Below are 24860 nucleotides of genomic sequence, written 5' to 3' on the forward strand. Positions count from 1 at the left end.
GATGGAAGAAGGGCAGCTCCGACGGGGAGCTGCCCTTCTTTACTAGTTTATTAGTTAAGCGCCCGCCTCCTCGATCGGAAGAAGCTGTTCTTTGAGCAGCTTGACGCGCGAAATTCTCTTGTTGTCGGTTTCTTCAACCACGAAAGTGTAACCTTCGTGCTCCACGGTCTGTCCCGTCTGTGGAGGAAGAATGTCAATGCGCGAATACAACCAGCCGCCGATCGTATCGTAATCATCGGAATCCAGTTCGAAGCCGAATCGGTCGTTGATCGATTCGATCAGCATCAGCCCGTCGATGGAATACGTCATTTCATCCAACTGTTCAATACCGGGCCGCTCTTCATCGAATTCGTCCTGAATCTCCCCCACGATTTCTTCGACGATGTCTTCCAGCGTCACCATGCCGGAGGTTCCCCCGTATTCATCAATCAGGATCGCGATCTGCGTCTTCCCGCGCTGCATCCGCTTCATTAAGTCACTGATCGGTAGAGATTCGGGGACCGCCATGATCGGCCGCAGCAGATCCCGGTAATCCTGCGTATTCGAACGAATCAAATCTTTAATATGAATAAATCCGATAATATGGTCTTTATCGATATTGCATACGGGATAACGGGTTCGAGTGCCCTCGAGGGCGATAGTCAGGTTCTCATCCAATGTGTTCTGCGTATATAAGCAGATCATTTCCGTCCGGGGAATCATGATTTCCCGGGCCGTGGTATCCGCAAATTCAAAAATGTTGTCGACGAGCGACATTTCTGTACTGTCGATCAGCCCGCTTTCCGAACTTTCCTTCATCATCACGCGGATCTCTTCCTCGGTATGCAGAGAATCCTGCTCCGTGACGGGGGCCATCCCAAGCAATCTCAGCAGACCGCTCGAAAGGCGGTTAAGCAGCCAGACGAATGGGAACATCAGCTTGTAAAATACCCGCATCGGCCGTGCCGATAGTAAGGTCACCTGCTCAGCTTTGCGTACGGCGATCGTTTTGGGAGCGAGCTCCCCAAGAACGATATGAAGCACGGCGATCAGCAAAAAGGAAACAAACAGAGAAACAATATGCACCAAACTTTCGCCGAATCCCGCAATCTCAAACAGCGGGCTCATCATACGCGCGACTACCGGTTCTCCCAACCAACCCAGCCCCAAAGAGCATAAAGTGATTCCGAGCTGACAGGCGGATAAATACCCATCCAGATGATTCAGCAAACCTTTGGCAATTACGGCGCTTTTCCGGCCCTCTTCGACCAGCGCGTCGATCCGTCCGCTTCGGATTTTAACGATGGCAAATTCGGCGGATACGAAAAAGCCGTTCAGCAGGACCAGCAACAGCATGAGTCCCAAAGATAATAGACTCGGTAAAGGGTCTGTCAATACGATTCCTATTCCCGCGCGATCTGCGGTGAATAGGTGCACCTCCTTCGCGGTTTAAAATGATAGTGATGTTGGATACTCGCATATATCGTCAATTTCCCAATGGATTCATCTCCTCTGCTAAGAGCATTTGCATCATGAAACAAAAAGTACATGCTTAATTACTTTTAATTATATAATTATAAACTACACAGTCAAACCCGTGTGTATGACTGTTATACGGGCCGTAAGAATCAGCTTTTTTCGAAACAAAAAACAGAACCTTTTTTTTGAAAGGCCCTGTTTTTGAGGTTCTTTTACACTCTGCGCATTGCCGGCAGCGTGCCGGGTGTTCCCGGATATTGATAGTTAAGCGGTTGGTCGAAGGTTGCGTAATCCAGATTCACCATCAGCAGCAGGGTTCTTTGCCCTGTGCTGGGATTACTGATAATAATGTGGTCCCGGCCCGCGGCTTCCAGAACGCCTTTAAAGATCTTCGCGTTCCATTCGGAGTTGTTCTCATAGGTCATATAGAACGTGCCGATTTTCCCGAGGTTCAGACGTAAAATGTTCTCGATGTAAGATTGCTCGTAAGTAGGGATTTGCACGGGCATCACGGTGCCCGAAGGGGTCATCGGACTGCCGCTGGGAACCTGCGGAGGTTGTTGATAGGTTCCGGTTCCCATTCCCGCTCCGGTTCCTGCCCCGCCTCCCATGCCCATTCCTGTTCCGTTTCCCGTTCCCGTCCCGGTTCCCGCGGGATATTGTCCGGAGCCTCCGACTCCAATCGTGTAAGTAACCGGCCGATATGATGGATTAAACATGCCGTATATTCCTCCTTAATTATGTTCTTGAATCCTTCGTTTATGAAAAGCCCAGTGGGTGGATTCCCTTGCTTGAGTACGCCTTAGCATTAACCTTAATACACGTCAGGACAATCTTCCGCGGATGGAGCAAAGAAGCAGTGCGCTTTAAATCTGCCCGTATTTTGCTGGTTATACCATGTAGCGGGGCAGTCGCCCGCAGGCCGGAAGAACCACAGCGCATTGGTAGCGGGCCTAACCCGCTCGCCATTGATGACCCGCCGGGCCAGACGAATTTCCCGTTCACGGGCACCTTGATAAAAATATCCTTTTTGCGTCGCCTCATACCCGCCAGGTGATTGAAAAACCATATCCCTCATGTTCCGGATATTGCGAAAGTCCAGACATCCCCCCAAAATCCGGTTTACACCGACGTTACCGACCATCATCATCCCTTGCTCGCCTTCTCCCTCGGCTTCTGCCCGCATTAACCTGGCGAGAAGCTTCACATCTTCGGAATTAGCTTTAATGACTGCCAAATACCGTTCCCCCTTTCCTCTCGACTGAACGATACATCATATGTGCGAATGCCCATCCAGGTGCAAACGCCCAGATAAAAAAGTCTGTCAAGCGAATCTTGTCGAAATGGAAGTGTATGCGATTGCAAAATTGAATATTTCGTGTCCATTTCTATGGACGCGCTTACATGAATAGCATATACTGATAACAGAACAAGAATTTCTTCCTTAACTTAAAACCTTTTAGGAGGTTCTTCTCATGAAAATCGCAATCATCGGCGGCGGCTTGGCCGGTTTGACAGCTGCCGCGTACTTATCTGCTCAACCGGACACGGAAGGTATCGTCTTTGAACGCAGTCCCCAGCTTGGAGGCCGTGCTTTTACTTACGAGAAGTCGGGTTTTACCCTGAACTATGGAGCGCATGCCGTCTATGGAATCGACCGCCATACCCTGCAGCATATGGAGGAAGAGCTGAACCTGAAGTTTCAAAGCAAGCAAGTGGATAAGCGTAAGGTCGTTTATGCCAAACACGGCCGTCTGACCCCCGCTCCGCTGGATTTCGTCAATATTATGAAGACCGGAGTCCTTACCGCAATGGAGAAAGTACGATTCGTTGCCGAAGTCGCCGCCGTGATTAGCCATATTCATCAGTTGAAACATTACGGTACGCTTGGAGAATATCTCGACAAATCCAATTCCGCCCCGGATGTGAAAGAACTTTGGGAGCATCTGGTCAGCTCCAACTTTTTTATTACGCCCGAAGACGCGCGTAAAGTATCGGGCGAGGTCATTGCCGAGTACTACCATAACCTGTTTCTTTCCGGCAAACCGGTTAACTATATCCTCGGCAGCTGGGCGACGATCACGGATCAGCTTGTAAGCAAAATTCGGGAGAACGAGAAGTGGGACATTGCCGTCAAAGAACCGGTAGAAACGATTGTGATGGAGAAGGGGAAATACCTCTTGAATACGAAGAGTCGCGAAGCTCTCGAATTCGATCAGGTCATTTTCGCGATGCCGGTACAGCAAGTATGTAAAATGCTCGAGACCACACCGTGGAAAACTCAGCTCGATCCTTACAAAGACAACACCTGCACCGAAGTCCTGGTCTACGATGTCGGGTTCTCCAAAGTGGTCGCACGTCCATTCCACTATATCAGCGATATGGATAACAAGGTGTTCATCAGCGATGTTTCAGCTACCGATTACACTGTAGTACCTGTGGGCGGCCAACTGCTGCAGGGAATCGCCTACTTGAACGACGATTTTACCGATGAAGAAGAGAAAAAGCAATATCTGGATAATAAAACCCGGCAGATGGAAGCCCTCTTCGATACGTATTATCCGGACTGGCGGGAACACACGGCGGTGAAGCGAGTGTCGAAAAAGGCGATGGTGGCAAGCGTCAAAAATATTTACAGCAACAAGCTTCTGCCCAACAAGCTTCCGGGCGTCCCCTTCCTGTTTTGCGGCGACGGATGCGAGGGCAAAGGCGAGCTGGCGGAACGCGCCTTTTCCAGCGGACGCGCCGCGGCTCAGATGCTGCTTAACCAGAGGCTGGAAACCAAAGCACTCGCGCTGTAGGACTAAAATTGAAAGGAGCCGCCCGCTGGCAGCTCCTTTCAATTTCCGGATTAGTAATGTCTGTACTCCTGCAGCCCCGCCCGGTAGGTTGTTAAGCGTTCGAAGCCAAAGTACCTGCTCCCCTGAAAGGTCAGCTTTCCCTCATCCCCTTCCGAGCATTGACCGTACTCTTTTCCGCTAACGACGAATTCCAGGCGATCTCCGCTTTCCACCTCAAACGTCAAATAGTATGTGCTGTCCGAGCGGTTTACCGAGAGGTCCGTATCATGTCTGTGGGAGACTTCGGTCCGTTTTCCCACGATGACGGAGCGTACGGTAAGCACTGGCTGCCGGTTGTCGGACAGATAACGCGTGAAGCCCCTTGCCCCTGTTAGAATCAGCATTCCGACGGCGATGACCAGAAAGACCGGAATCGCCTGATTCATCACCCCGAACAATTCTACCCCAGACTGCATCCTTCTCCCTCCTTGTCACAAACTACCTGACGGTGGCGAAAGCCTGTATCGTTTCTTACTACCCTATGTATATGCCGCCCGGAGCAAAACTTGTTATTCAGGTGGTGGAGAAAATATGCCTCCTTGTCCTACTTTTTTTGGACAAAATAAAATAACCTCCGATCCCTGGGCCAAGAATCGAAGGTTATTGGAAAGTGGTTATAAATGAAGAGCTGGAATCATGCATAGTAGAGTTGAAGCAATTCTTGAGTTTCATCGGCCGCTTGCGTATCCCGTTCGCACAGTCCTTGCTCCGCCCAGCATGCTTGGCAAGCTTCCTCTGTCGTGCACAGATGAGCGTCTTCGCAGGTGTAGCAGAATTGGAGGAAGTTGCGGGTTACGGTTTCTTGATTTGCTGTTTTCATGAGGATCCACTCCTAATGTTTTATTAAGAACTTGCGTTCCTTTGTGGTGTTTCCTTCTTACAAGTTAAATATATCACAAAGTCGAAATAGTGCACGTGATAATTTTCACAAATTAATGAACATCGTTTTTTTTCTGCTTTTTCTTACAAAACCGGTATTCGCGGTGTTTAATAAAGCGCATACCGGTTTATTTCGGACCACAATCGCTATTCACATAAAATCATATCTCGCAAGGTATCCCCTTGTCGGATCATCGGCAGCACCAATTCGTCTTTATCCACCACGAACTCCAAAAGTACCGGGCCCGGATGCTCCATGGCCGTCGCCCAAATCCTTTCGGCGTCCTTGGGATTGTCCGCCCGTAAACCTTTTACCCCGTACGCCTGCGCCAGGAGCACGAAGTCCGGACTCCCCGACAGGTCGATATGGCTGTAGCGTTTATCGTATATAACCTCCTGCCACTGGCGGATCATCCCCAACGTCCGATTGTTAATGACGACGATCTTGACCGGGATTTGGTGAATCGAGCAGATGGCAAGTTCCTGAGAGCACATCTGAATGCCCCCGTCTCCATTGATCGAAATGACGAGCCGGTCCGGGTTGCCGATTTGAGCGCCGATCGCGGAGGGAAACCCGAAGCCCATCGTTCCCAAACCGCCGGAGCTTAAGAAGCTGCGCGGGTGCTTATAGGTGAAAAACTGAGCAGCCCACATCTGATGCTGTCCGACGTCGGTGGTCACAATGGCCTCGCCCGAAGTTGTTCTGGACAGCATCTCAATTACGAATTGTGGTTTAAGCACTCCCTCCTCTTCCCGATACCGCAGCGGGTACCGCTCTTTCAGGCCAAGGAGATAATCTACCCATTCATCGGTTCGCGGCGCTTCGGAATACCGTTCATTCAGCATCGCCAGGACCTCCCTGGCATCGCCCACCACGGAAATGAACGTTTCCACCAGCTTATCGATCTCGGCGGCATCGATATCGATATGCGCAATCTTCGCTTCCGGTGCGAACGCATCGAGCCGCATCGTTACCCGATCGTCGAACCGTGCTCCGACCGCGAGCAGAAAATCGCACTCCGTCAAGGCTCGATTCGCGCTGACCGTTCCATGCATGCCCGGCATGCCGAGCCACAAGGGATGACCGCCTGGAAAACCGCCCAGGCCGAGCAAAGTGGTTGTCACCGGGATACGGGCGCGCTCGGCGAAAGTGAGCAGCTCCGCAGAGGCCTCGGCATGGATAACGCCAGCACCGGCGACAATGACCGGCTTGCGGGCAGCGCGGACCGCTTCAAGCAGCCTGCCGATGACGGCGGCTTCCGGCCGGTCAACAAGCCGATAACCCGGCAGTGACACCGTTTCGGGGTACTCAAACGGAGCCAAAGCCGCCGAAACGTCTTTCGGGATATCGATCAGCACCGGTCCTTTTCGCCCGGTGCCTGCGATATAGAACGCCTCCTTGACGGTTTTGGCCAGGTCCTCCACCCTGCGTACAAAGAAACTATGTTTGGTGATCGGCTGGGTAATTCCAACAATATCGGCCTCCTGAAACGCATCCGTGCCGATCAAGTGGCTGGCGACGTTGCCGGTAATCACCACAAGCGGAACGGAGTCCATATACGCTGTCGCGATGCCGGTCACCAAATTGGTCGCCCCCGGGCCGGAAGTCGCCAGGCATACCCCCGTTTTGCCGGTTGCTCTCGCGTAACCGTCAGCCGCATGAATCGCCCCTTGTTCATGGCGCGTCAGCAAATGCCGGAACTCCTCATTTCCGTGCATGGCATCATAGATATATAGCACCGCGCCGCCCGGGTAACCGAATACGCATTCGACCCCTTCCTTCAATAAAGACTTTAGCAGGATCTCCGATCCCGTCACAAGTTCCACTTCTTCGTTTAGATTCATCCGTTCTCGTCCTTTCGCTGACTAATGCACAAAAAATATCACATCACCATCCCCTCCCGTAACTATCCATTCGTGGATTTTGATAGTATACTTCTAGATAAATTATGGAAGGAACCGGAGGTTTGAAGCGTGATAGAGCGAAAAGACGTCAAATCGATCGGCGATATTCTGCATCGGGTTCAGGAACATGGATTCGTTGGAAGAGCCCGCGAGCAGGAGACTTTTCAGCGATATTTAATAAATATGGGGCAACGTAACGAACGGATTCTGAATGTATACGGTCCCCCCGGCATAGGCAAAACCGAGCTGCTGGGCCAATTCAAAAGACAGGCCGAAAGTATGGGATTCCGCCAGGTTCTGCTAGACTTCCGTGAGATCGGTCCAGGTGACGGGGAAACCGGTTTATGGTGTCTGCATGAATCCGCTGCAAGCGGCCCGCTCCTTGTTGTCTTGGACCATTACGAGGAAGCCGGTCCGCTGGACAAATGGGTACGTACGTCACTGATACCCAGGCTCCCTGTCGATACCTTCATTCTCATCGGGAGCCGTTACCCTTTGCTCAGGTCCTGGATTTCGTCACCGGCCTGGATTTCTATGATTGTGTCCATGACGTTAAGCGAGTTAAGCCGCGACGAAGCGGAGGAATATATGAAGCGAAGCGGGATCACCCGTATGACGGATCTGGATCAAGCCTGGTTGCACACCAAAGGCCATCCGCTGATGTTGTCCCTGTGGTCCGGAAAGATGAGCCGAATTCTGGATTCCGCGGAAGAAGTGGGAACCCCCCGGCTGGAGCCCCTGCTTGACTGTTTGCTGGACTACGGCCTGGAGGAAAGCCATCGCCAGGAGCTAACGGACGTTCTGGAAGTTGCCGCCTTTCTGCGGCATTTTGACCGGGAGCGGTTGGAGGCCTTATTGCGAAGGAGCCTTCCCTCCACCGCCTTCGATCGTTTGATTCAGCTCTCCTTCGTGCGGAAGTATAGCCGTGGCTGGCAGATTAACCGGCTGATTCGGGAGGCGCTGCGAAATCGGGTTAAAGCGAGAACCCCTGAACGGTATGAACAGCTCCGAAATGCGACGGTGAATTATTATACCAGCCGCCTGCAGCAAAAGCTCGTACAGGCTCACGACGTTACGGAAGAAGTGGAGGAACTGATGCAGTACCTCGGCAATCCCGTCTTGAGAGCCCATTACAGACATGTCGAGGGAATTCACTATGTTCTGGAACAACCGGATCCCGGCAACCTGGAGGAAGCCAAAGCCTACATCCGGCAGCGTCAAATAAACGCCCGGCCCTGCCGCATCATCTGTGCGGACCCGGAGACGGGGGAAGAATATCGCTACCGGCTCACCCGGGAGGAGAGCCTGCTCCGATTCAATCCGGCTCAACCGATCTTGCTGGTTGAGAGTTACCCGGACACCGTGAAGCTGTTTAGAAACCACGATGGAGAACTGTTCGGGCTGGCGGCCGTCGTGCCGGTGAACCGGGAGCATATCTCCCTCCTGGCCTCCTCGCCGGTTTCGCGTGCCTATATTGAAAGCTTGGCGTCCGAGGAACTTGCGGAGATCCAGCAATTATCCGGGCCGGACTGCCATAAGGGCTATTTTCTGCTCGCCATGGATATGGAGAACCTGGAAGACGATCATCAGCGCTCCATCCTGGTGCACTTTACGTTAAAATACTTGTTGTCGGGGGAGCGGCTCTTTGTTTCTCCACCTCCGCATCCTTATTTTCAGGACGCTTACCGAAACCTGGGCTTCGAAGTTATTCCGGGTACCGATCATACCTACTATGACAGCGAAACCAAGGCGTTTACGTTCGTAGCGGACAGTCGAGGTTCGGGCTTGTTTCAACTGTTTGAAAAATGGATGACCCGGCCTCTACCCCGGCCTGACAGTTCGGTCCCATCTTCGGACGCGGGCGAGCTCACTCTTTTTACCGCCAGGGAACGGGAGGTAGCCGACAAACTGCTGAGGGGGATGACCAACCAGCAAATTTCCCAAGCTCTTTATATCAGCGAAGCGGCAGTTAAAAAACATCTCACTGCCATGATGCGCAAAGCATGTGTCCAAAATCGAACACAGCTCGTTTCCGCCATGTTGAGGGATCTGCCGGACTCCAAATAAAAAGTCAGTTGGCCATGCTCCTAGAGCACGTGCCAACTGACCCCTCCATCCTGCGTTTGCATAAGCAATGATCTTTTTTTATCATGGTTGGCCACCAACAGCCATCCGGTTTTTTGGGAGTGGAATTGCAATTTCACGACCTCCGGATAGTCCGCAAGAACCTCCCGCAACTTCCTGCTCTCCGGCAAAGGTGACCATGTTTTCCCTTGATCCACGGTATGCATTATAACCGATTTCTGCAGGGTCCACCCCTCCTGGGAATTTAAAAACGTGGTGGACAACCCCCCGTCCTCTTCTCTCTGCCACGGCAAACCCAGCAGAGCCAGACTCCAGTGCTTTCCGGCATCCTGCGTAAAATATCCGTTATATTTCAAAGCGCCCTCTCCTCCGCAGCCTACGGCTACCCATGCCGCCGTCCCGGACGCGTTCAGTCCTTGGGGCGCGGTTGTCGTAAAGCGGGTACATCCCGTAATTTTACTCTCGTCAAAGAATGAGGCGCTCTTGGTCCAGCGATGTCCCCCGTCCACAGTGACATAAAGGGTGGGAGCTCCATCTTCGATCAGAGTGGCATACCCGTTTTTCTGATCGGTAAACATCATTCCATCCGGTTTTCCCAGCTTGGGCAGCGTGTGATTCGCCGCGGATGTATCGGTCGGAAGCAATGGAGTGCTCATTATCTTCTCCCATGTCGCCCCGCCGTTCGCTGTGGTATATACCGCCTTGGCTTCAATGCTGTCCGCACCGTCACCGACGGTCAAGATCCAGCCCCGCTGCTCGTTGACGAAATAGATCGAAGAGACGTCATCGGCTTTCGGTAGCGAGGTCATCTTCCAGGTTCCTCCACCGTTTGTCGTCCGAAGCACGATGGCCTCCCCGGAGCCGAGCGAATCTCTTACAACCCAGCCATGGTCCAGGTCCTTGAAAAACAAGTCCTTGCCATACTGCGGGTTGTTCGGGAATTGAATCGAAGAAGAAGGGGATATATTAGTCCAGGTTTTCCCGTTATCCCGGGTCGTATATAAGCGCAGCTCGCTGCGTGTCGACCCCCAAGCCAATCCGGCCGTGTCGCTCATTAATTTAAAATCGGTCAGGCGCGTCTGTATTTGATATTCTCCCGTCTCGGCCTCCGCCGGAGATGTAGTATTGGGGCTTGGCGAAGGTTCGGGGTTGACGATAGTTAGGGTCTGCCCCTCTTCTGCCATTCCCTCATCATGCTGCGTTTGGAGAGAGGAGACAGGATCCGCAGGTTGTTCCGAAGCGCAGGCGGTAAGCAGCAAACCCGCCGTCAAAAGACATCCCGCCAAGTTGCACCACCACTTGAACAAACAATCACCTCACTGTCCTAATTCTAGATGATGAGACAAGTATAACATATCTTTTATAACCGCTGGTCCTTCGAGAAGTTGACGACGACATGCTGGTCCGGTTTGTAGACCGCAAAAGAATAGCCCTTCTTCTCCAAAACGGAAATGATCTCCGGCAGCGCCTGTACGGTCTGCGCTTTCTCATGCATCAAAATGACTTCGGTGTCCCGATGAGCCTGCCGTTTGACTTCCTGGATAATTCGATCGGGTTTGCCCGGGTAACTCCAGTCTTTGGAATCCACCGTCCAATCCCACATTTTAAAGCGTTCGGCTGCGATGTCATCGCGGAAGGTCTTCCCTATAAAAGGATGGCTTCCGTATGGAGCGCGAATCAACCAAGGGGTAGTGCCTACGATTTTCTTGATCATAGCTTGCTCCTGCTTGTATTCCTTAAGAAATTTAGCGGAGCTTCCGCTCTTGTACAAAGTTTTCTTGTTGTGGGTCATGCTGTGCATGCCGATGTAATTTCCGGCCTGCGCCGCAGTTTTGACGGCCTTTTCGTTCCCCTGCAGTTGATTCCCGATCATAAAAAAAGTGGCATGGATGCCTTTTTGATTTAAAATATTTACAATTTGGTTGGTGTATTTGCTGGGGCCGTCATCAAACGTTAAATAAACTACTTTTTGGGCCGCAGTCTCCTTGGTCTGGACGGCTTGCTTCTGCTGGTTGGGGGCCGGATTGCTGTTTTGGGCCGGCGTTCCCGGCTCTGTCGTATTCGCGTCGTCCGCCTTGTCAACTTCCGTTGCGGGGGGCTCAGCGGCCTTCTCCGGAGAATCCATGTCCGTTTGCGTCTTCGCCGCATCCGTTTCATTGGCCTCCAAATACTTGGGAGCCGTCACTGTTACCGATCCGGACGTCTTGGATTTCTGAATGACGGAGCCGGCGGCATAGACGCAGAATGCGAGCGACGTGGACGACAGAATCAACGCTGCTATGATCAATGTTTTCATTTTGCTCTGCGAAGCCTTCCCGTGTTTGGACGATCTGGATTGTCTCGCCGCTTGTTCTTCCATTCTCTCTATGTAGGACATTCCCTCTCACCAAAACCTCTCTTCCGTTGTTATTAATAGAATAATATAAAAAGAGAGGTAGTGTCCTTACAATATGGTTACATCCTGGTTAATCCGCCGTTACAAAGCCACGAAAAAACTTAAATATTTTTAATTCCATGTTTTACTTTAAATTTTCATTGTTTCATGTAAAATGTAGGGAGTAATAAATACATATCCGCATGTTTTGTTGCGGATTTCTCAAGTTCCGGCCATCCGGGCGTGCTGATTAAGGTCGTCCTGTTCTGCACAACCTAAGGTATGGAAAATATCACTTATTAGGGAGATGAATCAATGAAAACTCAACTTCGTTCCAGTAGAGTCGTGATTATTGGGACAGGCGCAGTTGGCGCAACTACCGCTTACACCCTTTTGCTTCGCGAAAGAGTTTCGGAACTCGTACTTATTGATGCGAATAAGGATAAGGCGCTTGGTGAAGCCTTGGATATGAATCACGGGCTTCCGTTTACCGGAGGGGTTAAGCTCTGGGCCGGCGATTATAGCGATTGCGCGAATGCCGATGTCATTGTAATTGCCGCGGGCGCTTCCCAGCGTCCGGGGGAAACGCGAATCGATCTCCTGAAAAGGAATGCGGACATTTTTGACACGATCATTCAGAACATCGTCAAATACAACGATCATGGGATCATTTTGGTCGCTACGAACCCGGTCGATATTTTGTCCTATGTGTCCTTAAAAAAGAGCGGATTCCCTTCCAATCGCGTCATCGGCTCCGGCACCCTGCTGGACAGCGCCCGTTTCCGTTACTTGATCGGACAGAATAAAGGAATCAACCCGCGCAGTATTCACGCGCATATCGTAGGCGAGCACGGCGATTCCGAGGTTCCGCTGTGGAGTCTGGCCAATGTGGCCGGCATCGGTCTGGAATTCTCCGAAGAAGATCGGGAAGAGATTTTCAACAGCACCAAAAATGCGGCTTATGAGATCATCAACGCCAAAGGCGCGACTTCTTACGCCATTGCTCTGGCCCTGGATCGGATTATCGTCTCCATTCTGCAAAACGAGGGCTCCGTTCTCAACGTATCTACGCTGCTTAACGATTACAACGGCGTATCCGACGTTTATATCGGTGTACCGAGCATCGTAGATCGCACCGGCGTTCGCCAGGTTCTGGATCTCACGCTGAGCGGCCAAGAGCTCGAAAAATTCCAGGCATCCGCGAACAAATTGAAATCGGAAATCGCCAAGCTGGAGCTGTAATACACATAATAACGCTTGAAAGCAAAATCCCCTGCAAGCAGGAATCAACTGCCCAGGGGATTTTGCTTTACCTCTTCCTGCCAATCCTAATGAAGCCGGTCAATAGATCACGATATTGCCGTCCCGTTCCTGATCCGGCTTCCGCTCCGGATGCTTCCGGCCAGCCACGCGATTGATCGCCTCAAGGAAGGCTTTGGCGCTGGCTTCGACGATGTCGGTACTGGTTCCCCGGCCGGAGAAAGTTTCACCTGCCGCCTTGATGACAACATGCACCTCGGCTTGCGCATCCGTCCCCGGCGTCACGGAATGGATACTGTAATCTTCCAGTTCCACCCGCCACCCCGTAGCTTTGGACAGTGCGCGATACACCGCGTCCACCGAACCGTTGCCTACGGCGGCTTCATCGACGATGGTGCCGTCCTGCTTCAAGATACGGACCGACGCGGTAGGCAAAGACCGGTTTCCGTAAATTACCTGGAGGTTATCCAGGGCAAACAGCTTCGTCTCATTCGAAATGTTCTCATCCAAGAGAGCCCGAATATCCTCGGACAGGATATTCTTTTTCCGGTCGGCCAACGCCTTAAACTTGGCAAAAGCGATATTCAGCTGCTCCTCGTTCAGGGAATAGCCGAGATCGACCAATTTTTCCTTAAACGCGTGCCGTCCCGAATGCTTGCCGAGCACCAGCTTGCTGGAACTGGCACCGATGGTTTCGGGAGAGATAATTTCATAAGTGCCGCGGTGTTTAAGCATCCCGTCCTGATGGATCCCCGATTCATGGGCAAAGGCGTTAGCCCCGACGATCGCTTTATTCCCAGGGACGCTCATCCCCGTATATTTGCTGACCAGCCGGCTGGTTTTATAAATCTCGCTCAACACGAGCCCGGTCTTGGCACCGTAGAAATCGCTGCGCGTTTCGAGCGCCAAGGCCACCTCCTCCAGGCAGGTATTTCCGGCCCGTTCCCCGATGCCGTTTATGGTTCCCTCGAATTGATCGACCCCATTGGCTATCGCCGCCAGCGTATTTGCGGTCGCCATTCCCAAATCGTCATGGCAGTGCGTGCTGAGCTGAATTTTCTCGATCCCCGGAACGGAAGATCTGATGGTCCGGAACATGGCCCCGAATTGCTCGGGCGTGGCAAATCCGACCGTGTCCGGCAGATTGACCACCGTCGCCCCGGCGGAAATCGCCATCGCCGTCACTTTACACAGAAAGTCGATCTCGGTTCGGCTGGCATCCTCGGCGGAGAATTCAACTTTGCTGAAAAATTTCCGGCCATACCGGATCGCCGCCTCCGCCGTCTCCAATATTTTGTCCTGACTCATCCGGAGTTTGTGCTCACGGTGAATCGGCGAGGTGGCCAAAACAAGATGCAAACAAGGGTCCTCCGCTTCCTTCAGCGCTTCCACGGCCGCATCGATATCCTTCGTGTGGCAGCGGGCGAGACTCAACAGCGTTGCGTGCCTAACCCTTTTCGCGATCTCCCGGATGCTCTGCAGATCGCCGGGAGATGTGGCGGCAAAGCCGGCCTCGATCCGGTCGATGCCGAGCCGTTCCAATTGAAGGGCAATCTCCACCTTCTCTTCCGTCGTCAAGCTGACTCCCGGAGACTGCTCCCCATCCCGCAGGGTTGTGTCGAATACATAAATTTTGCGCATGTTCATTCCCACCTTTTCTAAAGTTATTAAAAAAACCTCTTTCGCTCCCGCCAAGCCGAACAATGGCTTTGGCAGGGGCGAAAGAGGTTGCTTTCACGGTACCACCCTGATTTACCTCCGATGCTCCCATCGTAGGTCTCAACGGAAACCGCGGGAGCCCGGAACTCCGGCGGTTTCCTGTACGATAACGGGTACAATCCGGCGCTTCTTAAACAGCCGGCGGATCCGGACGATATTATCCGATCCCCGGTCTGATTCGGGAACGCGGCTCCAAGGCGAGTCGGTCACGGGATTAAGACGGCGATTTCAGCCTGCTCGCCGCTCTCTGGACATAAGAGCCCGTAGGACCTGCTCCTTTTCATAGCCGATCATTCATTATTTGCAACTAAAACTAAAAAACCCCTCTCATCCCGTACGCATCAAACGTACAATGGGACGAAAGGGGTTGCTCTTCCGTGGTACCACCCAAATTCACTGTGCTTCCGGAATAAACGAAAACACAGCCTCGGCGCCAAGCAATACAAAAATCGCTTAAGCGAGCATGTTAACGGGTGCTTTAAACCCGGTTGTCCTTACAAGATCAAGTTCGGGACAACGGCTCCAAGGCGAGTCGGCACTCGGGATTAAGACGGCGATTTCAGCTGGTTCGCCGCTCTCTGGACATAAGAGCCCGTATGGCCTGCTCCTTTTCTTTGCCTTTCAATTTGAAACTTGGTGCTATTATATGCCATTATCAAAAATTAAGTCAACCTTGATTTTTTGTTGCGTTGGCTGCACTCGTTTAGTGTCCCGCTCCCATCTCATCCACATGGCTTACATGTCGGCGATTGGAAAGAATTATCAGGACGGAGAGCAGTACGAATCCGGCACCGACCACAAAAGGAATGTGCGGGTTATACCATTCCGCCAACTTTCCCGCCAAGAACGGGGCAATCGCGCCGCCAAGAAAGCGCAGGAAGCTGTATGCGGCGGAGGCCGTTGATCTCTCCACCGGCGAAGCATTCATCACCCCCGCGGTGATTAAGGTATTATTGTTCCCCAGCAGTGCACCGGCAAAGATTACACAGGCGATAACGACCCACTGGATCTCGGTCCAAATCCCCATGGCCAGCAGGGTTAGCGCAAACAGAAACAGCATGAATCCCATCGAGCGGACGGTCCCGAACCTGCGCTGCAGGCGTGGGGCCGTAAATACGGAGGTGAAGGCCAGCAGAACGCCCCAGCCGAGAAATACGTAGCCTAACCCGTGTTCGTCCAGGCCCATTACAAAGGGAGCGTACGCCATCAGCGTAAAGAAACCGAAATTATACAGGCAAGCGGTGAGGCCGAATACGACCAGAGGGCGATGCTTTAAGGCCCGAAACGGCTCCAACGGCGAAGTGCTGCTTTGTCCTTGGGAAGCACCCTCGGATTTGGGCATCAGGGTGATGAGACCGATAAACGCAACGACCATCAAAGAAGCTACGCCCAGAAACGGGCCTCTCCAGGTGATGGCCCCCAGCCACCCGCCGAGCAGCGGGCCGACAGAAATGCCCAGACCCACGGCGGCTTCGTATAAAATAACAGCCTGCGTTGTTCCGCTCTGGGATAAGGATACGATCGCCGAAAGCGCCGTAGCTACGAACAAGGCGTTTCCGAGTCCCCATCCCCCCCGCAAACCGATAATGGTCCAAATATTGTCGGACAATCCGCCGAGTGCGGCGAATATAGCGATCACAATAATACCGGCGAGCAGCGTCCGCTTCATACCGAGCCTTGAGGAGAGCGTCCCCGTAATCAGCATGGCAACCGCCATGACAGCGTTATAGCTCGTAAACAACAGCGTGACTTGGCTCTGGGAAGCATGCAGCTTCTCCGCAATCGCAGGCAAAATCGGATCCACGAGACCGATTCCCATGAAAGCGATGATTCCCGCAAAAAACACAGCCCAGACGGCACGCGACTGATTCAGAATTCCATGCTTCTCCCCGATCGAAGTCGATCCCGGCTTCGGATCGGAGTATACTTGATTTGACATGCTTTTCTCTCCTTGCCTTACGGAACGTAGATGTTTTTGAATTTGGTTCCGGATTAATTAGTTGTATTATGAAAGTACATTATTGTATTATACAACTACATCCAACGGTGTCAACTTATTTTAAATTTAATGTGAACTGAGGTCTTAGTCATGGACGAACAAGCTTTGGAAACGATTGAGGTGGAGCTTGCCATCTTGTATCGGCGAATAACGAACCGGAAACACGGGAATCTGGACAGATCGGCCTATTTGCTCCTGCATCAAATTCACGCTAACGGCGCTGCCGGCGTTAAGGCGCTCGCCGATGAGTTCCGGCTGGACATCTCTACCGTAAGCAGACAAACGGCGGCTTTGGAGAAAAAAGAATATGTCGTACGGATTCCCGATCCTACGGACGGACGGGCCTATTCCCTGCAAATCACCGAACTCGGCAAACAGGAGCTCGCGGTCTCCAAAAAATCGCGCACCGACCGCATCGCCCGTTTGATCCGGGATTGGTCCGAGGAAGAGAAGGTGATATTCGGCCGGCTTCTGGCCAAGCTGAACCGGACGTTTGACTAATCCGCTATTTTTCTTCGGGTTTGCGGATATGGAGAGAAAAATGGTGAACTTGGGGAACTGTGATAGGGACGAGGAATATAAGGTTTACTATTTTGAATTTTTCATATAATGAAATTTTGAAACAAAAGGCACTATTTGACAACCTCGTCGTTGTCCTCTATATTCGAGTTGAATTAGGAACGCGGAAAATAGGTTGACGGAGGTGCTTGAATTGAACGATTATGACAGCCCTGTCGAGATCATTGAGCGAGCCGAGACGCTGCGGGGGGAAATACAGCTTCAGCGCAGGGGCGAGCATTTCGAGGTAATCAGCAATGGAACCTTTCTGATGGCGACGTACAATGGAGAATCGGAACAACTGCTTGTCCGAAGCGCCCTGAACTCTGCCAAATGCTGCGAGTCGGTATTGATCGGCGGCTTGGGCGTAGGTTTTTCGTTGCAGGAGGCCTTGAAGGATGATCGTGTTCGTACGGTTACCGTTGTGGAAATTGAACAAAAAGTGATCGAATGGAACCGTTCGGTACTGGCCCCGGTGTCCGGCAATGCCCTCTCCCACCCGAAAACGAGGCTGATTCATGACGATTTGGTAAAGTGGCTTTTCCAAACGGATGAAATTTTTGATCTGATATGCCTGGATATCGATAACGGACCGGATTGGAAAGTATTTGACGCCAACGGCTCCCTTTATGATGAAAACGGGCTGGCCCGGCTTCGGAGCCGGCTCAAACCGGGGGGATGTGTGACGTTTTGGAGCGCGACGCCCTCTCCGGAGTTTGTTGCCCGGCTGGAGCGCTTTTACGGAAATGTTCAATCTCTTGAGGTCCCCCAGCAAAACGGAGTACCGGACTACATATTTCTGATTCAAAACTGATTCGTCCGCCCAAGCGGCTTATCGGTTCAAGGAGGTGTAACCATGACGATTCAAAAAGCGATCGACCGCAAAAAACTCGATGAACGGGTCGTGGATATGCCCTGGTTCGTCCAGCAATTTATCGACTATAAGCTGCCGGACCTTTCTCCCTCCACCCTTCTGGAATATGTTCGCGATTATGAGCAGTTCTTCAACTGGCTGCGCGCCGAGGGTCTTTCGGAGGCGGCCGGCAACGCGCAAGTTACGCTGTTGGAATTGGAGCGTCTGCGGATGGAGAGCATTGTAGGCTACCGAATTCATCTGACGACCCGGACCGAGGGTACCAATGCAAGAATCACGGTCTCCCGGAAGATGTCCTCCCTGCGTTCGCTGTTCCATTACCTGAGCCAAATTGCCGAGGATGAGAACTTTTATCCATTGCTGAAACGGAACATCATGGCGAAGGTGGAAATCAAACGGATTCACAAGCCCAAGGACACCGCCGCCAAATTAAAGGGGAAAATTTTGGAGGAAGACGAGCTTCTGGAATTCATCGGCTACATCGCGGAGGGGTACGGCGCGGATATTCAAAACAACAAGCAGGCGCTCCATAGCTACGAGCAGAACAAGGAACGCGACGCCTGCATCGCCAGCCTGATCCTGAATTCGGGACTGCGCGTTTCGGAGCTGGTCAACCTGAATGTCGACGATCTCGATCTTGCGAACAAGTTGCTGTATGTGTACCGAAAAGGGAACAATGATGAGACTTTCAAAACTCCCGTCTATTTTCGCGAGCAATCCAAGGACGATCTGACCCATTATTTGATGCTTCGGCAGACCCGGTACAAGACGCCAAAACGGGAAAAGGCCCTTTTCGTCACGATTCCGAACGGCCAGAAGGAAGGCAAACGGATGACCAAGCGGGCGATACAGGCGATGATTATCAAGTATGCCAAGCGGTTCGGCAAGCCTTATTTGACGGTGCATAAGCTGCGCCATTCTTTTGCCACGGACTATTATTTGCAAAACGATATTTACAAAACGAAAGAACAGCTCGGTCACGCTTCCACGGAAACGACCGAGGTCTATGCGCATCTGACCGATAAAACGATGTCCGAAGCGATCGAGCGGCGTAACGAGGCTAGGGCGGATATCGGCTCCTGAAAATACGGAACCTTGTCAAAAAAGGTGGCCAAGAGCATCCTTCTCTTGGCCACCTTTTCGTTTATTTACCAGGATTAACGAACATTTGCCCGATCCATCGGGCTATCTCTTCCACGTTCTCCGCATGGAACACGGGAACACCGTAATCCCGATGAATGTCCTTCATAGCGGAGTCAACCGCTTCCCCAGGATCGCCGCCAGAGCAACTGTGACCCGGACGGTAAATAACCCCGATCACATCACTTAGCGAATCCAGCAGGCCAAGGTCTTCCCCTTCATCGCGAACCAGTACCAGCTTGGGATAAGGCTCGCGCTTAAAACCTTCGATCACGATCAAATCATACGTCTGAAACCGTTCGATCAAATCGGTCAGCGGGGACTCCCGCTCCTCGACCACTGCGGTCCGCCATGGAGATGTAATTGCGGTTGCCGCGGCCCCGGACATGCGAAATTTATGGGTGTCGGTCCCCGGCACATCGCCTTCGAATCCGTGCACATCATGTTTGATCACGGCTGCACGCACGCCCTTCTCCCGCAGCAGCGGCAGCAGACGGCCGATCAACGTGGTCTTCCCGCTATTTTTGTAACCGACGACCTGGATGACGGGGATCATCGGGCACCCGGCAGGCGCAGCACAGTAACCGTTTCACCGGCCTTAACACCTCTGCTGGACGGCTGAATGACAATCAGACAATCGCTGTCCTTGATCGTAATCATTACGCTGGACTCATCCAGCGAAGCCGGATAAGCGTACAAGCGCCCTTCCCGAACCTCAAGCCGTCCGCGCACAAAACGGGTGAAGTTGTTGACCTTCGTATAATCCCGGCCCAATTCCGCCTCCCATTCAGGGAGAAACGGCTCGTTTATGCCGAGCATCCGGCCGATGACGGGCCTTACGAACAGTTCGAAGCCGACGAAGCAGGCCCCGGGATTCCCCGATAAGGCGAACAAATGCTTGCCGTCCTTGACCGCGGCGGTCGTCACGCTTCCGGGACGCATCATCACTTTGTTGAACAGCATCTCCACGTCACCGCTCTGGACCAAATCCGCCATGATGTCAAAATCGCCGACCGAGACCCCGCCGGTCGTGATCACGAAATCGTACAACGCGAAAGCATCCTGTACTTTCTGCCGGGCCGTGGTCAAATCATCGGCGATCGCTTCAAGGATGACCGGCTCTCCGCCCGCCTCCCGGACCTGGGTCGCCAGCATATACGTATTGCTGTTGCGGATTCGCCCGTCCTGCAGCGGTTCTTCGACACCGAGCAGTTCCGAGCCCGTGGAGAAAATCGCGATACTCGGACGCTTTGTCACCGGGACGCGGTGCACCCCGAATGTGGCCAGCACCGAAATCTCCCCGGCCGAGATTCGCCGCCCCCGCTCCAGAACCAGCTCCCCGGCGGCCAGTTCCAGACCCACCGGCGTTACATTGCTGCCCGGCGCGATTTCGCGTTTCAGCATAATCATGTCTTTCCCCTGGGATACCCCGGCCTCCGTCATTTCAAACATGACGACGGCATCGGCCTCGTCCGGCACTTTGGCTCCGGTCATAATCCGGGCGGCCGTACCCGGCACGAGCGCGACGGAGGGAAGACTTCCGCAAGGGATCTCATCGATCACTTCCAAGTATACGGGCTTCTCGGAGGTGCAGCCGGCCGTATCCGCACTCCGAACCGCAAAACCGTCCATCCCCGACCGGCGGAAATGCGGATAGGGATGCGGAGCCAGAATATCTTCGGCGATAATCCGGTCCTGCGCTTCGTGAAGGGGAATCCATTCCGTTTCCGCGATCCGGGTGTGGGCCAGAACCTTCTCCTGTCCCTCTCGAACCGAAATAGCCCGACGCCGGAACTTATCCTCTTTTTGGCTCAGATCTGTCATCATTGTTCGGCCCCTTCCTGTGTTTGCGCGCTTCTTAAGAACTCATTCATCCGTTCATCCGTTATGCTTGAAATCCGTTGGATTTCTTCCCGGGACAGCCCGTCATAATGAATTCCCATCACGACAGTTATGGTACACGACAACGCCGCCGCTGCCCGTTTGGCCAAGCTTTCCGTCAGGACATGCTCCTTGTGGCCCGGGACGGCCGAGGTCTGAACCTCGGCCCCTCCGGCGACCGGATAAGCGGTGGATGCCGCACCGATATGGGCTTCCCCACCGGTGATCATAATCAGGAGGTCCCGTCCCATCGGCACGCTCACCAGCCGAATATCCTCAAAACCGTGGTTCATGTGCGAAGCCTCCTTCAATAAACATGCTTGGCTTCTATTTTAAAGGATTCCGCGGATTTCGTCCAAAGAGGAGATCCCTTCCTCGCCCATTAACAACTCCAAATCCTCGATCAGTTGGATACCGGCTCGCGGGTTCACGAAATTGAAGGTCCCCACCTGAACCACCTCCGCCCCGGCCATGATAAACTCCAGAATATCTTCGGCGCTGCTGATGCCGCCCATCCCCATTACCGGAATGCTCACGGCCCGGCTAACCTGATGGACCATGCGGAGCGCGATCGGCTTGATCGCCGGGCCGGACAGTCCGGCATACAAATTGTCAAAGACACTGCGGCGCTTGCGGATATCGATTTTCATCGCCGAGAACGTATTGACGAGGGAAACGCCGTCCGCCCCTTCCTTCTCGCACATTTCCGCCATCTCCACGATATTCTCCGCGTTTGGCGACAGCTTGACCACCAGCGGCAACGAAGTGGCGGCCCTGATTTCCCTCACCACTTCTCTTGCCGTTTCCGTTTGAATTCCATAGGCCATCCCCCCGGCCTTCACATTCGGACAGGAGATGTTGAGTTCGATCATATCAAATGCCGTACGTTGCTCCTGCGCCCGCTCCCAGGCCGCTTCCTGAAGCAGTCTGGCGCCTTCCACGTAGTCCTGGATCGTGTTTCCGCCCAAATTGACGATGCGCACAAGGTCCAGCGCTTCCCAACGCGGACACTCATCCCTTAAAAAGGCGGGAATGCCCGGGTTTTCCAACCCTACGCTGTTCAGCATGCCGGACGGTGTCTCATAGACCCGCAGTCCGTTGTTCCCCTGTTTGGGATGAAGCGTCAACCCTTTCCCCGAAATGCCGCCTAAACGGCTCAAATGATACAAGGCACCGTATTCGTTGCCGAACCCGAACGTTCCCGAAGCCATGACGATCGGGTTCTTGAACGGGATGCCGGCGATTTGGCAAGTGGTATCGATCATGAGAAGACCACCTCCTCCGCGCGAAAAACGGGACCGTCCGTACACGCTTTTTTGCGTTTATCCCGGCACTGCACGCTGCAGACCAGACATGCGCCGATCCCGCAGGCCATCCGGTTCTCCAGGGAAACGTACACGTCGGCTTTGGTGCCCGAAGCCAGCTGCCGCTGTTGAGCGGCTTCCAGCATTTTGTGGGGACCGCAGACGTAAATCGTGTCATAGCTGTTAAAATCAACTTGATCCAATATTATCCCCCCGACATCCACGACCACATTTCCCGTTGTTCTCGGGCGAAACTCGTCCACAAGATACGCCTCTCTGCTAAAACCCAAATACAGATCCGCATCCTTGATCCGCTCAAGGGCGTAATAAAACGGAGCCGTGCCGATCCCTCCGCCGATCATGGCCGTCTTTCCTGCAGGGGCGGGAAACCCGTTGCCGAGCGGACCTTCGAGTTGCACCGAATCCCCTCTGCGAAGCGAGGAGAGAATCCGCGTTCCTTCTCCAACAACCAGGTATAGAAACTCTATACTGTGCTCCGTAATGTTAAAGATACTAAGTGGCCGGGGAAGCAATGGATATTGCTCCCATGCACGCAGCATGTAAAATTGCCCCATGTTTCCTTCAAACCGGCCCCCTACGGTCAATCGGTATACGCCTGCGGCAACCTGTTCGTTCGCTAAAATTTCCGGCAAGGCCCTCTCCCCTTCCGTTGCATTTATTCCATAAGCGGTATGCTTCATTTAAGATGCATTTTTTGGGGCCTCACAGTCTGTGACATTTGTCACTTTGAATAGGGGTGGGAAATTTAGGGCATACCATTACCTGACCGATGTCCTGATGAAGGAGGGCTTTTTTATGTCCAGAATAATCACACTTTCGCGGATCGCCTGTGGAATTTCGGGCCTGCTCGCCGTTTTGCTGCTGGGGTCACCTGCCGGTGCTGTCGCAGCCATGGAACCCGCCGCATGGAAAGAGACCTCCCAAACAGCAACCGGGGCCGGGGTTTTTAGGTGTGTTCCGGCGGCTCCCGAATCGATAGAAACCACCGCCAAACCGAAAAATCTGAGAGAATTGCGCCGTCAATATTCGGAGACCTTTAAATTTCGCGGGCCTGACGTCAAGAAGATAGCTTTAACTTTTGATGATGTTCCAGATCCCCGCTTTACTCCCCGGATTCTGGATATATTAAGCCAGTACCATGTGAAGTCGACCTTCTTCGCCGTAGGCCACCGGGTCAAGAAAAACCCTGATCTCGTTCGCCGAATCCACCGGGAAGGCCATATCCTCGGCAATCATTCCTTTAGTCACCCGCAGTTTAGGAACCGGTCAGTAAAACAATTCCAGCAAGAAATATTGCGTACCGAAAACATACTGAGCGGAATCATCGGCTACCGCCCCAAGTTTCTTCGTCCGCCATACGGGGAAATCAATGAAGAACAGGTGAAATGGGCCAAGAAAAACGGGTACACGATCGTAAACTGGAACGTCGATTCCTTGGATTGGAAAGGAATTGACAGTTCCAAGGTCAAATCCAATGTGTTAAACGCCGCGGGGCCCGGCTCCATCGTGCTGTTTCACGCCGGCGGGGGGAACGGCTCCGATTTGACCGGTACGATCGAAGCCCTGCCGGAAATCATTAAAACGCTAAGAGCCCGGGGGTATCAATTCGTCACCTTGCCGGAGCTGCTCAACCTGCCAAAATTTAAATGAACCTAAAAAAACAGCAGAACCATACCAGTTCTGCTGCTTCCGTGCAATTAGGCTTATTTTAAAATGTATAAAGTGACATCCTGAAATCCGAAAGTTTTGACATCATTCTGTTTACCCGGAATAAAAATATCGATTCGGCGGCCCTTGATGGCGCCGCCTTGATCCGTGGCGGTCGCGACGAAGGCTTTTTTCGGCAGATTCGCATGGCTATGGCCTGTAACCAGCACTTTGGTTCCCATCGGAATCACCTTCGGATCGACCGCAATCGTCCCGAGCTGCAGCGGGTTGCCGAAATAGTCCACGGCCCCCCATCCCCCGTTCTCCGCGGCCGAGGCGGAGTAGGCGCTCGCCTTCACGTCCACGGTCTTGGAATAATTGAAAGATTTCCCCCATGCCTCCACGACCTTGTCGTTTTCAGCGACCTTGAGCGTGGGAAGCGCTTCCTCCAAATTGCCTTTCACCGTCATGGAACCTGCGGCTTGCGGGGGATCCGTTTCCCGTCCGGGAATGACGATATCCAAACCGTCATAGATGTTCGTGGCCGAGATCGACGGATTCGCAAGCTTCAGTTGGTTCACCTCTACCCCATATTGCTCGGCAAGCAGGTAAAAGGTGTCCCCCTCCTTTGCCTTATGTATAGCGTTCGCTTCCGCAAATACCGGAGCGGCTTGCAGCGTCCCCGCGAGTCCGATCGCGATGGCGGCGGCTCCTATCATTCGCTTCCAATGTATCTTATGTCTATGATGTTGTTTCATGCTGACGTCCTCCTTGAAAATGCCTGCGGCGATAGTCTCCTGTCATACCAGGTTCTGGCCTACTCAATATATCACAATTTTGTAACCATATGACCAAGCAATTGTTTCCAAGGAGCTGAAAACCGCGCTTTAAAGCCATTTTTTTATCTTATGCCAAT

At 52.8% G+C, this 24860-nt stretch carries 24 protein-coding genes; 7 read left to right on the forward strand and 17 right to left on the reverse strand.

Annotated features, from left to right (window positions below):
• Positions 1 to 54: 54 nt before the first annotated feature.
• The 3 genes from V4U88_RS00115 to V4U88_RS00125 form a co-directional block, all read right to left on the reverse strand.
• On the reverse strand, positions 55 to 1335 hold the full coding sequence (locus tag V4U88_RS00115) for a hemolysin family protein (RefSeq protein WP_334071184.1): 1281 nt from the start codon (positions 1333 to 1335) through the stop codon (positions 55 to 57).
• Positions 1336 to 1670: 335 nt separating this feature from the next.
• A complete protein-coding gene (gene gerQ, locus V4U88_RS00120; RefSeq protein WP_416367238.1) occupies positions 1671 to 2075 on the reverse strand; it encodes a spore coat protein GerQ in 405 nt (134 codons plus the stop codon).
• Positions 2076 to 2272: 197 nt separating this feature from the next.
• Positions 2273 to 2695 (reverse strand): cell wall hydrolase, encoded by a 423-nt coding sequence (locus V4U88_RS00125; protein ID WP_334071186.1) that lies wholly within the window; start codon positions 2693 to 2695, stop codon positions 2273 to 2275.
• Positions 2696 to 2933: 238 nt separating this feature from the next.
• On the opposite strand from V4U88_RS00125, the gene V4U88_RS00130 reads away from it, so the two are divergent.
• Entirely contained in the window at positions 2934 to 4259 is a 1326-nt protein-coding gene (locus tag V4U88_RS00130) for an FAD-dependent oxidoreductase (RefSeq protein WP_334071187.1), read from the forward strand.
• A gap of 50 nt (positions 4260 to 4309) precedes the next feature.
• Here V4U88_RS00130 and V4U88_RS00135 read toward each other — a convergent pair whose 3' ends face one another.
• From V4U88_RS00135 to ilvB, 3 genes are all read right to left on the reverse strand, one after another.
• Positions 4310 to 4714 carry a DUF2500 domain-containing protein gene (locus tag V4U88_RS00135; protein WP_334071188.1) on the reverse strand — a complete coding sequence of 135 codons (405 nt, stop codon included), beginning with the start codon at positions 4712 to 4714 and terminating at the stop codon, positions 4310 to 4312.
• Positions 4715 to 4932: 218 nt separating this feature from the next.
• Positions 4933 to 5118: a hypothetical protein gene (locus tag V4U88_RS00140; RefSeq protein ID WP_334071189.1), complete on the reverse strand. Its 186-nt coding sequence runs from the start codon at positions 5116 to 5118 to the stop codon at positions 4933 to 4935.
• Positions 5119 to 5324: 206 nt separating this feature from the next.
• Positions 5325 to 7022 (reverse strand): biosynthetic-type acetolactate synthase large subunit, encoded by a 1698-nt coding sequence (ilvB, locus tag V4U88_RS00145; RefSeq protein WP_334071191.1) that lies wholly within the window; start codon positions 7020 to 7022, stop codon positions 5325 to 5327.
• A gap of 129 nt (positions 7023 to 7151) precedes the next feature.
• Between ilvB and V4U88_RS00150 the strand changes: the two genes are divergently transcribed.
• Positions 7152 to 9149, forward strand: a complete 1998-nt coding sequence (locus V4U88_RS00150; protein ID WP_334071192.1) for a LuxR C-terminal-related transcriptional regulator — start codon at positions 7152 to 7154, stop codon at positions 9147 to 9149.
• 20 nt (positions 9150 to 9169) lie between these two features.
• Here V4U88_RS00150 and V4U88_RS00155 read toward each other — a convergent pair whose 3' ends face one another.
• Both V4U88_RS00155 and V4U88_RS00160 read right to left on the reverse strand, forming a co-directional pair.
• Positions 9170 to 10474 carry a WD40/YVTN/BNR-like repeat-containing protein gene (locus V4U88_RS00155; protein WP_334071193.1) on the reverse strand — a complete coding sequence of 435 codons (1305 nt, stop codon included), beginning with the start codon at positions 10472 to 10474 and terminating at the stop codon, positions 9170 to 9172.
• Between the two features lie 53 nt (positions 10475 to 10527).
• Entirely contained in the window at positions 10528 to 11544 is a 1017-nt protein-coding gene (locus V4U88_RS00160; protein ID WP_334071194.1) for a polysaccharide deacetylase family protein, read from the reverse strand.
• A 312-nt stretch (positions 11545 to 11856) separates the two neighbouring features.
• Between V4U88_RS00160 and V4U88_RS00165 the strand changes: the two genes are divergently transcribed.
• Positions 11857 to 12783, forward strand: coding sequence for an L-lactate dehydrogenase (locus V4U88_RS00165; RefSeq protein WP_334071195.1), 927 nt, complete (start codon positions 11857 to 11859; stop codon positions 12781 to 12783).
• A 99-nt stretch (positions 12784 to 12882) separates the two neighbouring features.
• Here the strand turns inward: V4U88_RS00165 and V4U88_RS00170 are convergent, their stop codons facing one another.
• The 3 genes from V4U88_RS00170 to V4U88_RS00180 form a co-directional block, all read right to left on the reverse strand.
• Entirely contained in the window at positions 12883 to 14442 is a 1560-nt protein-coding gene (locus V4U88_RS00170) for a 2-isopropylmalate synthase (protein WP_334071196.1), read from the reverse strand.
• A gap of 138 nt (positions 14443 to 14580) precedes the next feature.
• Positions 14581 to 14730: a hypothetical protein gene (locus tag V4U88_RS00175; RefSeq protein ID WP_334071197.1), complete on the reverse strand. Its 150-nt coding sequence runs from the start codon at positions 14728 to 14730 to the stop codon at positions 14581 to 14583.
• Positions 14731 to 15223: 493 nt separating this feature from the next.
• Positions 15224 to 16459, reverse strand: a complete 1236-nt coding sequence (locus tag V4U88_RS00180) for an MFS transporter (RefSeq protein ID WP_334071198.1) — start codon at positions 16457 to 16459, stop codon at positions 15224 to 15226.
• A gap of 150 nt (positions 16460 to 16609) precedes the next feature.
• Between V4U88_RS00180 and V4U88_RS00185 the strand changes: the two genes are divergently transcribed.
• The 3 genes from V4U88_RS00185 (at position 16610) to xerS (ending at position 19034) form a co-directional block, all read left to right on the forward strand.
• A complete protein-coding gene (locus V4U88_RS00185; protein ID WP_334071199.1) occupies positions 16610 to 17020 on the forward strand; it encodes a MarR family winged helix-turn-helix transcriptional regulator in 411 nt (136 codons plus the stop codon).
• 202 nt (positions 17021 to 17222) lie between these two features.
• The gene (locus tag V4U88_RS00190; protein WP_334072030.1) at positions 17223 to 17891 is read left to right on the forward strand and encodes a spermine/spermidine synthase; all 669 of its coding nucleotides are present in this window, start codon (positions 17223 to 17225) and stop codon (positions 17889 to 17891) included.
• A gap of 42 nt (positions 17892 to 17933) precedes the next feature.
• The gene (gene xerS, locus V4U88_RS00195; RefSeq protein ID WP_334071200.1) at positions 17934 to 19034 is read left to right on the forward strand and encodes a tyrosine recombinase XerS; all 1101 of its coding nucleotides are present in this window, start codon (positions 17934 to 17936) and stop codon (positions 19032 to 19034) included.
• A gap of 61 nt (positions 19035 to 19095) precedes the next feature.
• On the opposite strand, the gene mobB is transcribed toward xerS, so the two are convergent.
• Genes mobB through V4U88_RS00220 form a run of 5 tightly spaced genes read right to left on the reverse strand, consistent with a single transcriptional unit; the run spans position 19096 to position 22929 of the window.
• Positions 19096 to 19647, reverse strand: a complete 552-nt coding sequence (gene mobB, locus V4U88_RS00200) for a molybdopterin-guanine dinucleotide biosynthesis protein B (RefSeq protein ID WP_334071201.1) — start codon at positions 19645 to 19647, stop codon at positions 19096 to 19098.
• The gene (locus tag V4U88_RS00205; protein ID WP_334072031.1) at positions 19644 to 20915 is read right to left on the reverse strand and encodes a molybdopterin molybdotransferase MoeA; all 1272 of its coding nucleotides are present in this window, start codon (positions 20913 to 20915) and stop codon (positions 19644 to 19646) included. The genes mobB and V4U88_RS00205 overlap by 4 nt, the downstream gene beginning before the upstream one ends.
• On the reverse strand, positions 20915 to 21265 hold the full coding sequence (locus V4U88_RS00210) for a prenylated flavin chaperone LpdD (protein WP_334071202.1): 351 nt from the start codon (positions 21263 to 21265) through the stop codon (positions 20915 to 20917). Before V4U88_RS00210 ends, V4U88_RS00205 begins: the two co-directional genes overlap by 1 nt.
• 39 nt (positions 21266 to 21304) lie before the next feature.
• Positions 21305 to 22237, reverse strand: coding sequence for a dihydroorotate dehydrogenase (locus tag V4U88_RS00215; RefSeq protein WP_334071203.1), 933 nt, complete (start codon positions 22235 to 22237; stop codon positions 21305 to 21307).
• A complete protein-coding gene (locus V4U88_RS00220) occupies positions 22234 to 22929 on the reverse strand; it encodes a dihydroorotate dehydrogenase electron transfer subunit (protein WP_334071204.1) in 696 nt (231 codons plus the stop codon). Before V4U88_RS00220 ends, V4U88_RS00215 begins: the two co-directional genes overlap by 4 nt.
• A 163-nt stretch (positions 22930 to 23092) precedes the next feature.
• Between V4U88_RS00220 and V4U88_RS00225 the strand changes: the two genes are divergently transcribed.
• Positions 23093 to 23947, forward strand: a complete 855-nt coding sequence (locus V4U88_RS00225) for a polysaccharide deacetylase family protein (protein ID WP_334071205.1) — start codon at positions 23093 to 23095, stop codon at positions 23945 to 23947.
• A 53-nt stretch (positions 23948 to 24000) separates the two neighbouring features.
• Here the strand turns inward: V4U88_RS00225 and V4U88_RS00230 are convergent, their stop codons facing one another.
• On the reverse strand, positions 24001 to 24702 hold the full coding sequence (locus tag V4U88_RS00230; protein ID WP_334071206.1) for a 3D domain-containing protein: 702 nt from the start codon (positions 24700 to 24702) through the stop codon (positions 24001 to 24003).
• Positions 24703 to 24860 lie beyond the last annotated feature (158 nt).

This window comes from Paenibacillus sp. A14 (assembly GCF_036864815.1).
GTDB classification, from domain to species: Bacteria; Bacillota; Bacilli; order Paenibacillales; family Paenibacillaceae; genus Fontibacillus; species Fontibacillus sanfengchensis.

Excerpts from the sequence above, each read along its gene's own strand:
- V4U88_RS00160 (WP_334071194.1), bottom strand. The coding sequence starts at position 11,544 with ATGTCCTACATAGAGAGAATGGAAGAACAAGCGGCGAGACAATCCAGA.
- V4U88_RS00135 (WP_334071188.1), bottom strand. The coding sequence starts at position 4,714 with ATGCAGTCTGGGGTAGAATTGTTCGGGGTGATGAATCAGGCGATTCCG.
- V4U88_RS00130 (WP_334071187.1), top strand. The coding sequence starts at position 2,934 with ATGAAAATCGCAATCATCGGCGGCGGCTTGGCCGGTTTGACAGCTGCC.
- V4U88_RS00165 (WP_334071195.1), top strand. The coding sequence starts at position 11,857 with ATGAAAACTCAACTTCGTTCCAGTAGAGTCGTGATTATTGGGACAGGC.
- V4U88_RS00205 (WP_334072031.1), bottom strand. The coding sequence starts at position 20,915 with ATGACAGATCTGAGCCAAAAAGAGGATAAGTTCCGGCGTCGGGCTATT.
- mobB (WP_334071201.1), bottom strand. The coding sequence starts at position 19,647 with ATGATCCCCGTCATCCAGGTCGTCGGTTACAAAAATAGCGGGAAGACC.
- V4U88_RS00140 (WP_334071189.1), bottom strand. The coding sequence starts at position 5,118 with ATGAAAACAGCAAATCAAGAAACCGTAACCCGCAACTTCCTCCAATTC.
- V4U88_RS00210 (WP_334071202.1), bottom strand. The coding sequence starts at position 21,265 with ATGAACCACGGTTTTGAGGATATTCGGCTGGTGAGCGTGCCGATGGGA.
- V4U88_RS00215 (WP_334071203.1), bottom strand. The coding sequence starts at position 22,237 with ATGATCGATACCACTTGCCAAATCGCCGGCATCCCGTTCAAGAACCCG.
- gerQ (WP_416367238.1), bottom strand. The coding sequence starts at position 2,075 with ATGGGCATGGGAGGCGGGGCAGGAACCGGAGCGGGAATGGGAACCGGA.
- V4U88_RS00115 (WP_334071184.1), bottom strand. The coding sequence starts at position 1,335 with ATGCTGTTGCTGGTCCTGCTGAACGGCTTTTTCGTATCCGCCGAATTT.
- V4U88_RS00170 (WP_334071196.1), bottom strand. The coding sequence starts at position 14,442 with ATGCGCAAAATTTATGTATTCGACACAACCCTGCGGGATGGGGAGCAG.
- V4U88_RS00225 (WP_334071205.1), top strand. The coding sequence starts at position 23,093 with ATGTCCAGAATAATCACACTTTCGCGGATCGCCTGTGGAATTTCGGGC.
- V4U88_RS00185 (WP_334071199.1), top strand. The coding sequence starts at position 16,610 with ATGGACGAACAAGCTTTGGAAACGATTGAGGTGGAGCTTGCCATCTTG.
- V4U88_RS00230 (WP_334071206.1), bottom strand. The coding sequence starts at position 24,702 with ATGAAACAACATCATAGACATAAGATACATTGGAAGCGAATGATAGGA.
- xerS (WP_334071200.1), top strand. The coding sequence starts at position 17,934 with ATGACGATTCAAAAAGCGATCGACCGCAAAAAACTCGATGAACGGGTC.
- ilvB (WP_334071191.1), bottom strand. The coding sequence starts at position 7,022 with ATGAATCTAAACGAAGAAGTGGAACTTGTGACGGGATCGGAGATCCTG.
- V4U88_RS00180 (WP_334071198.1), bottom strand. The coding sequence starts at position 16,459 with ATGTCAAATCAAGTATACTCCGATCCGAAGCCGGGATCGACTTCGATC.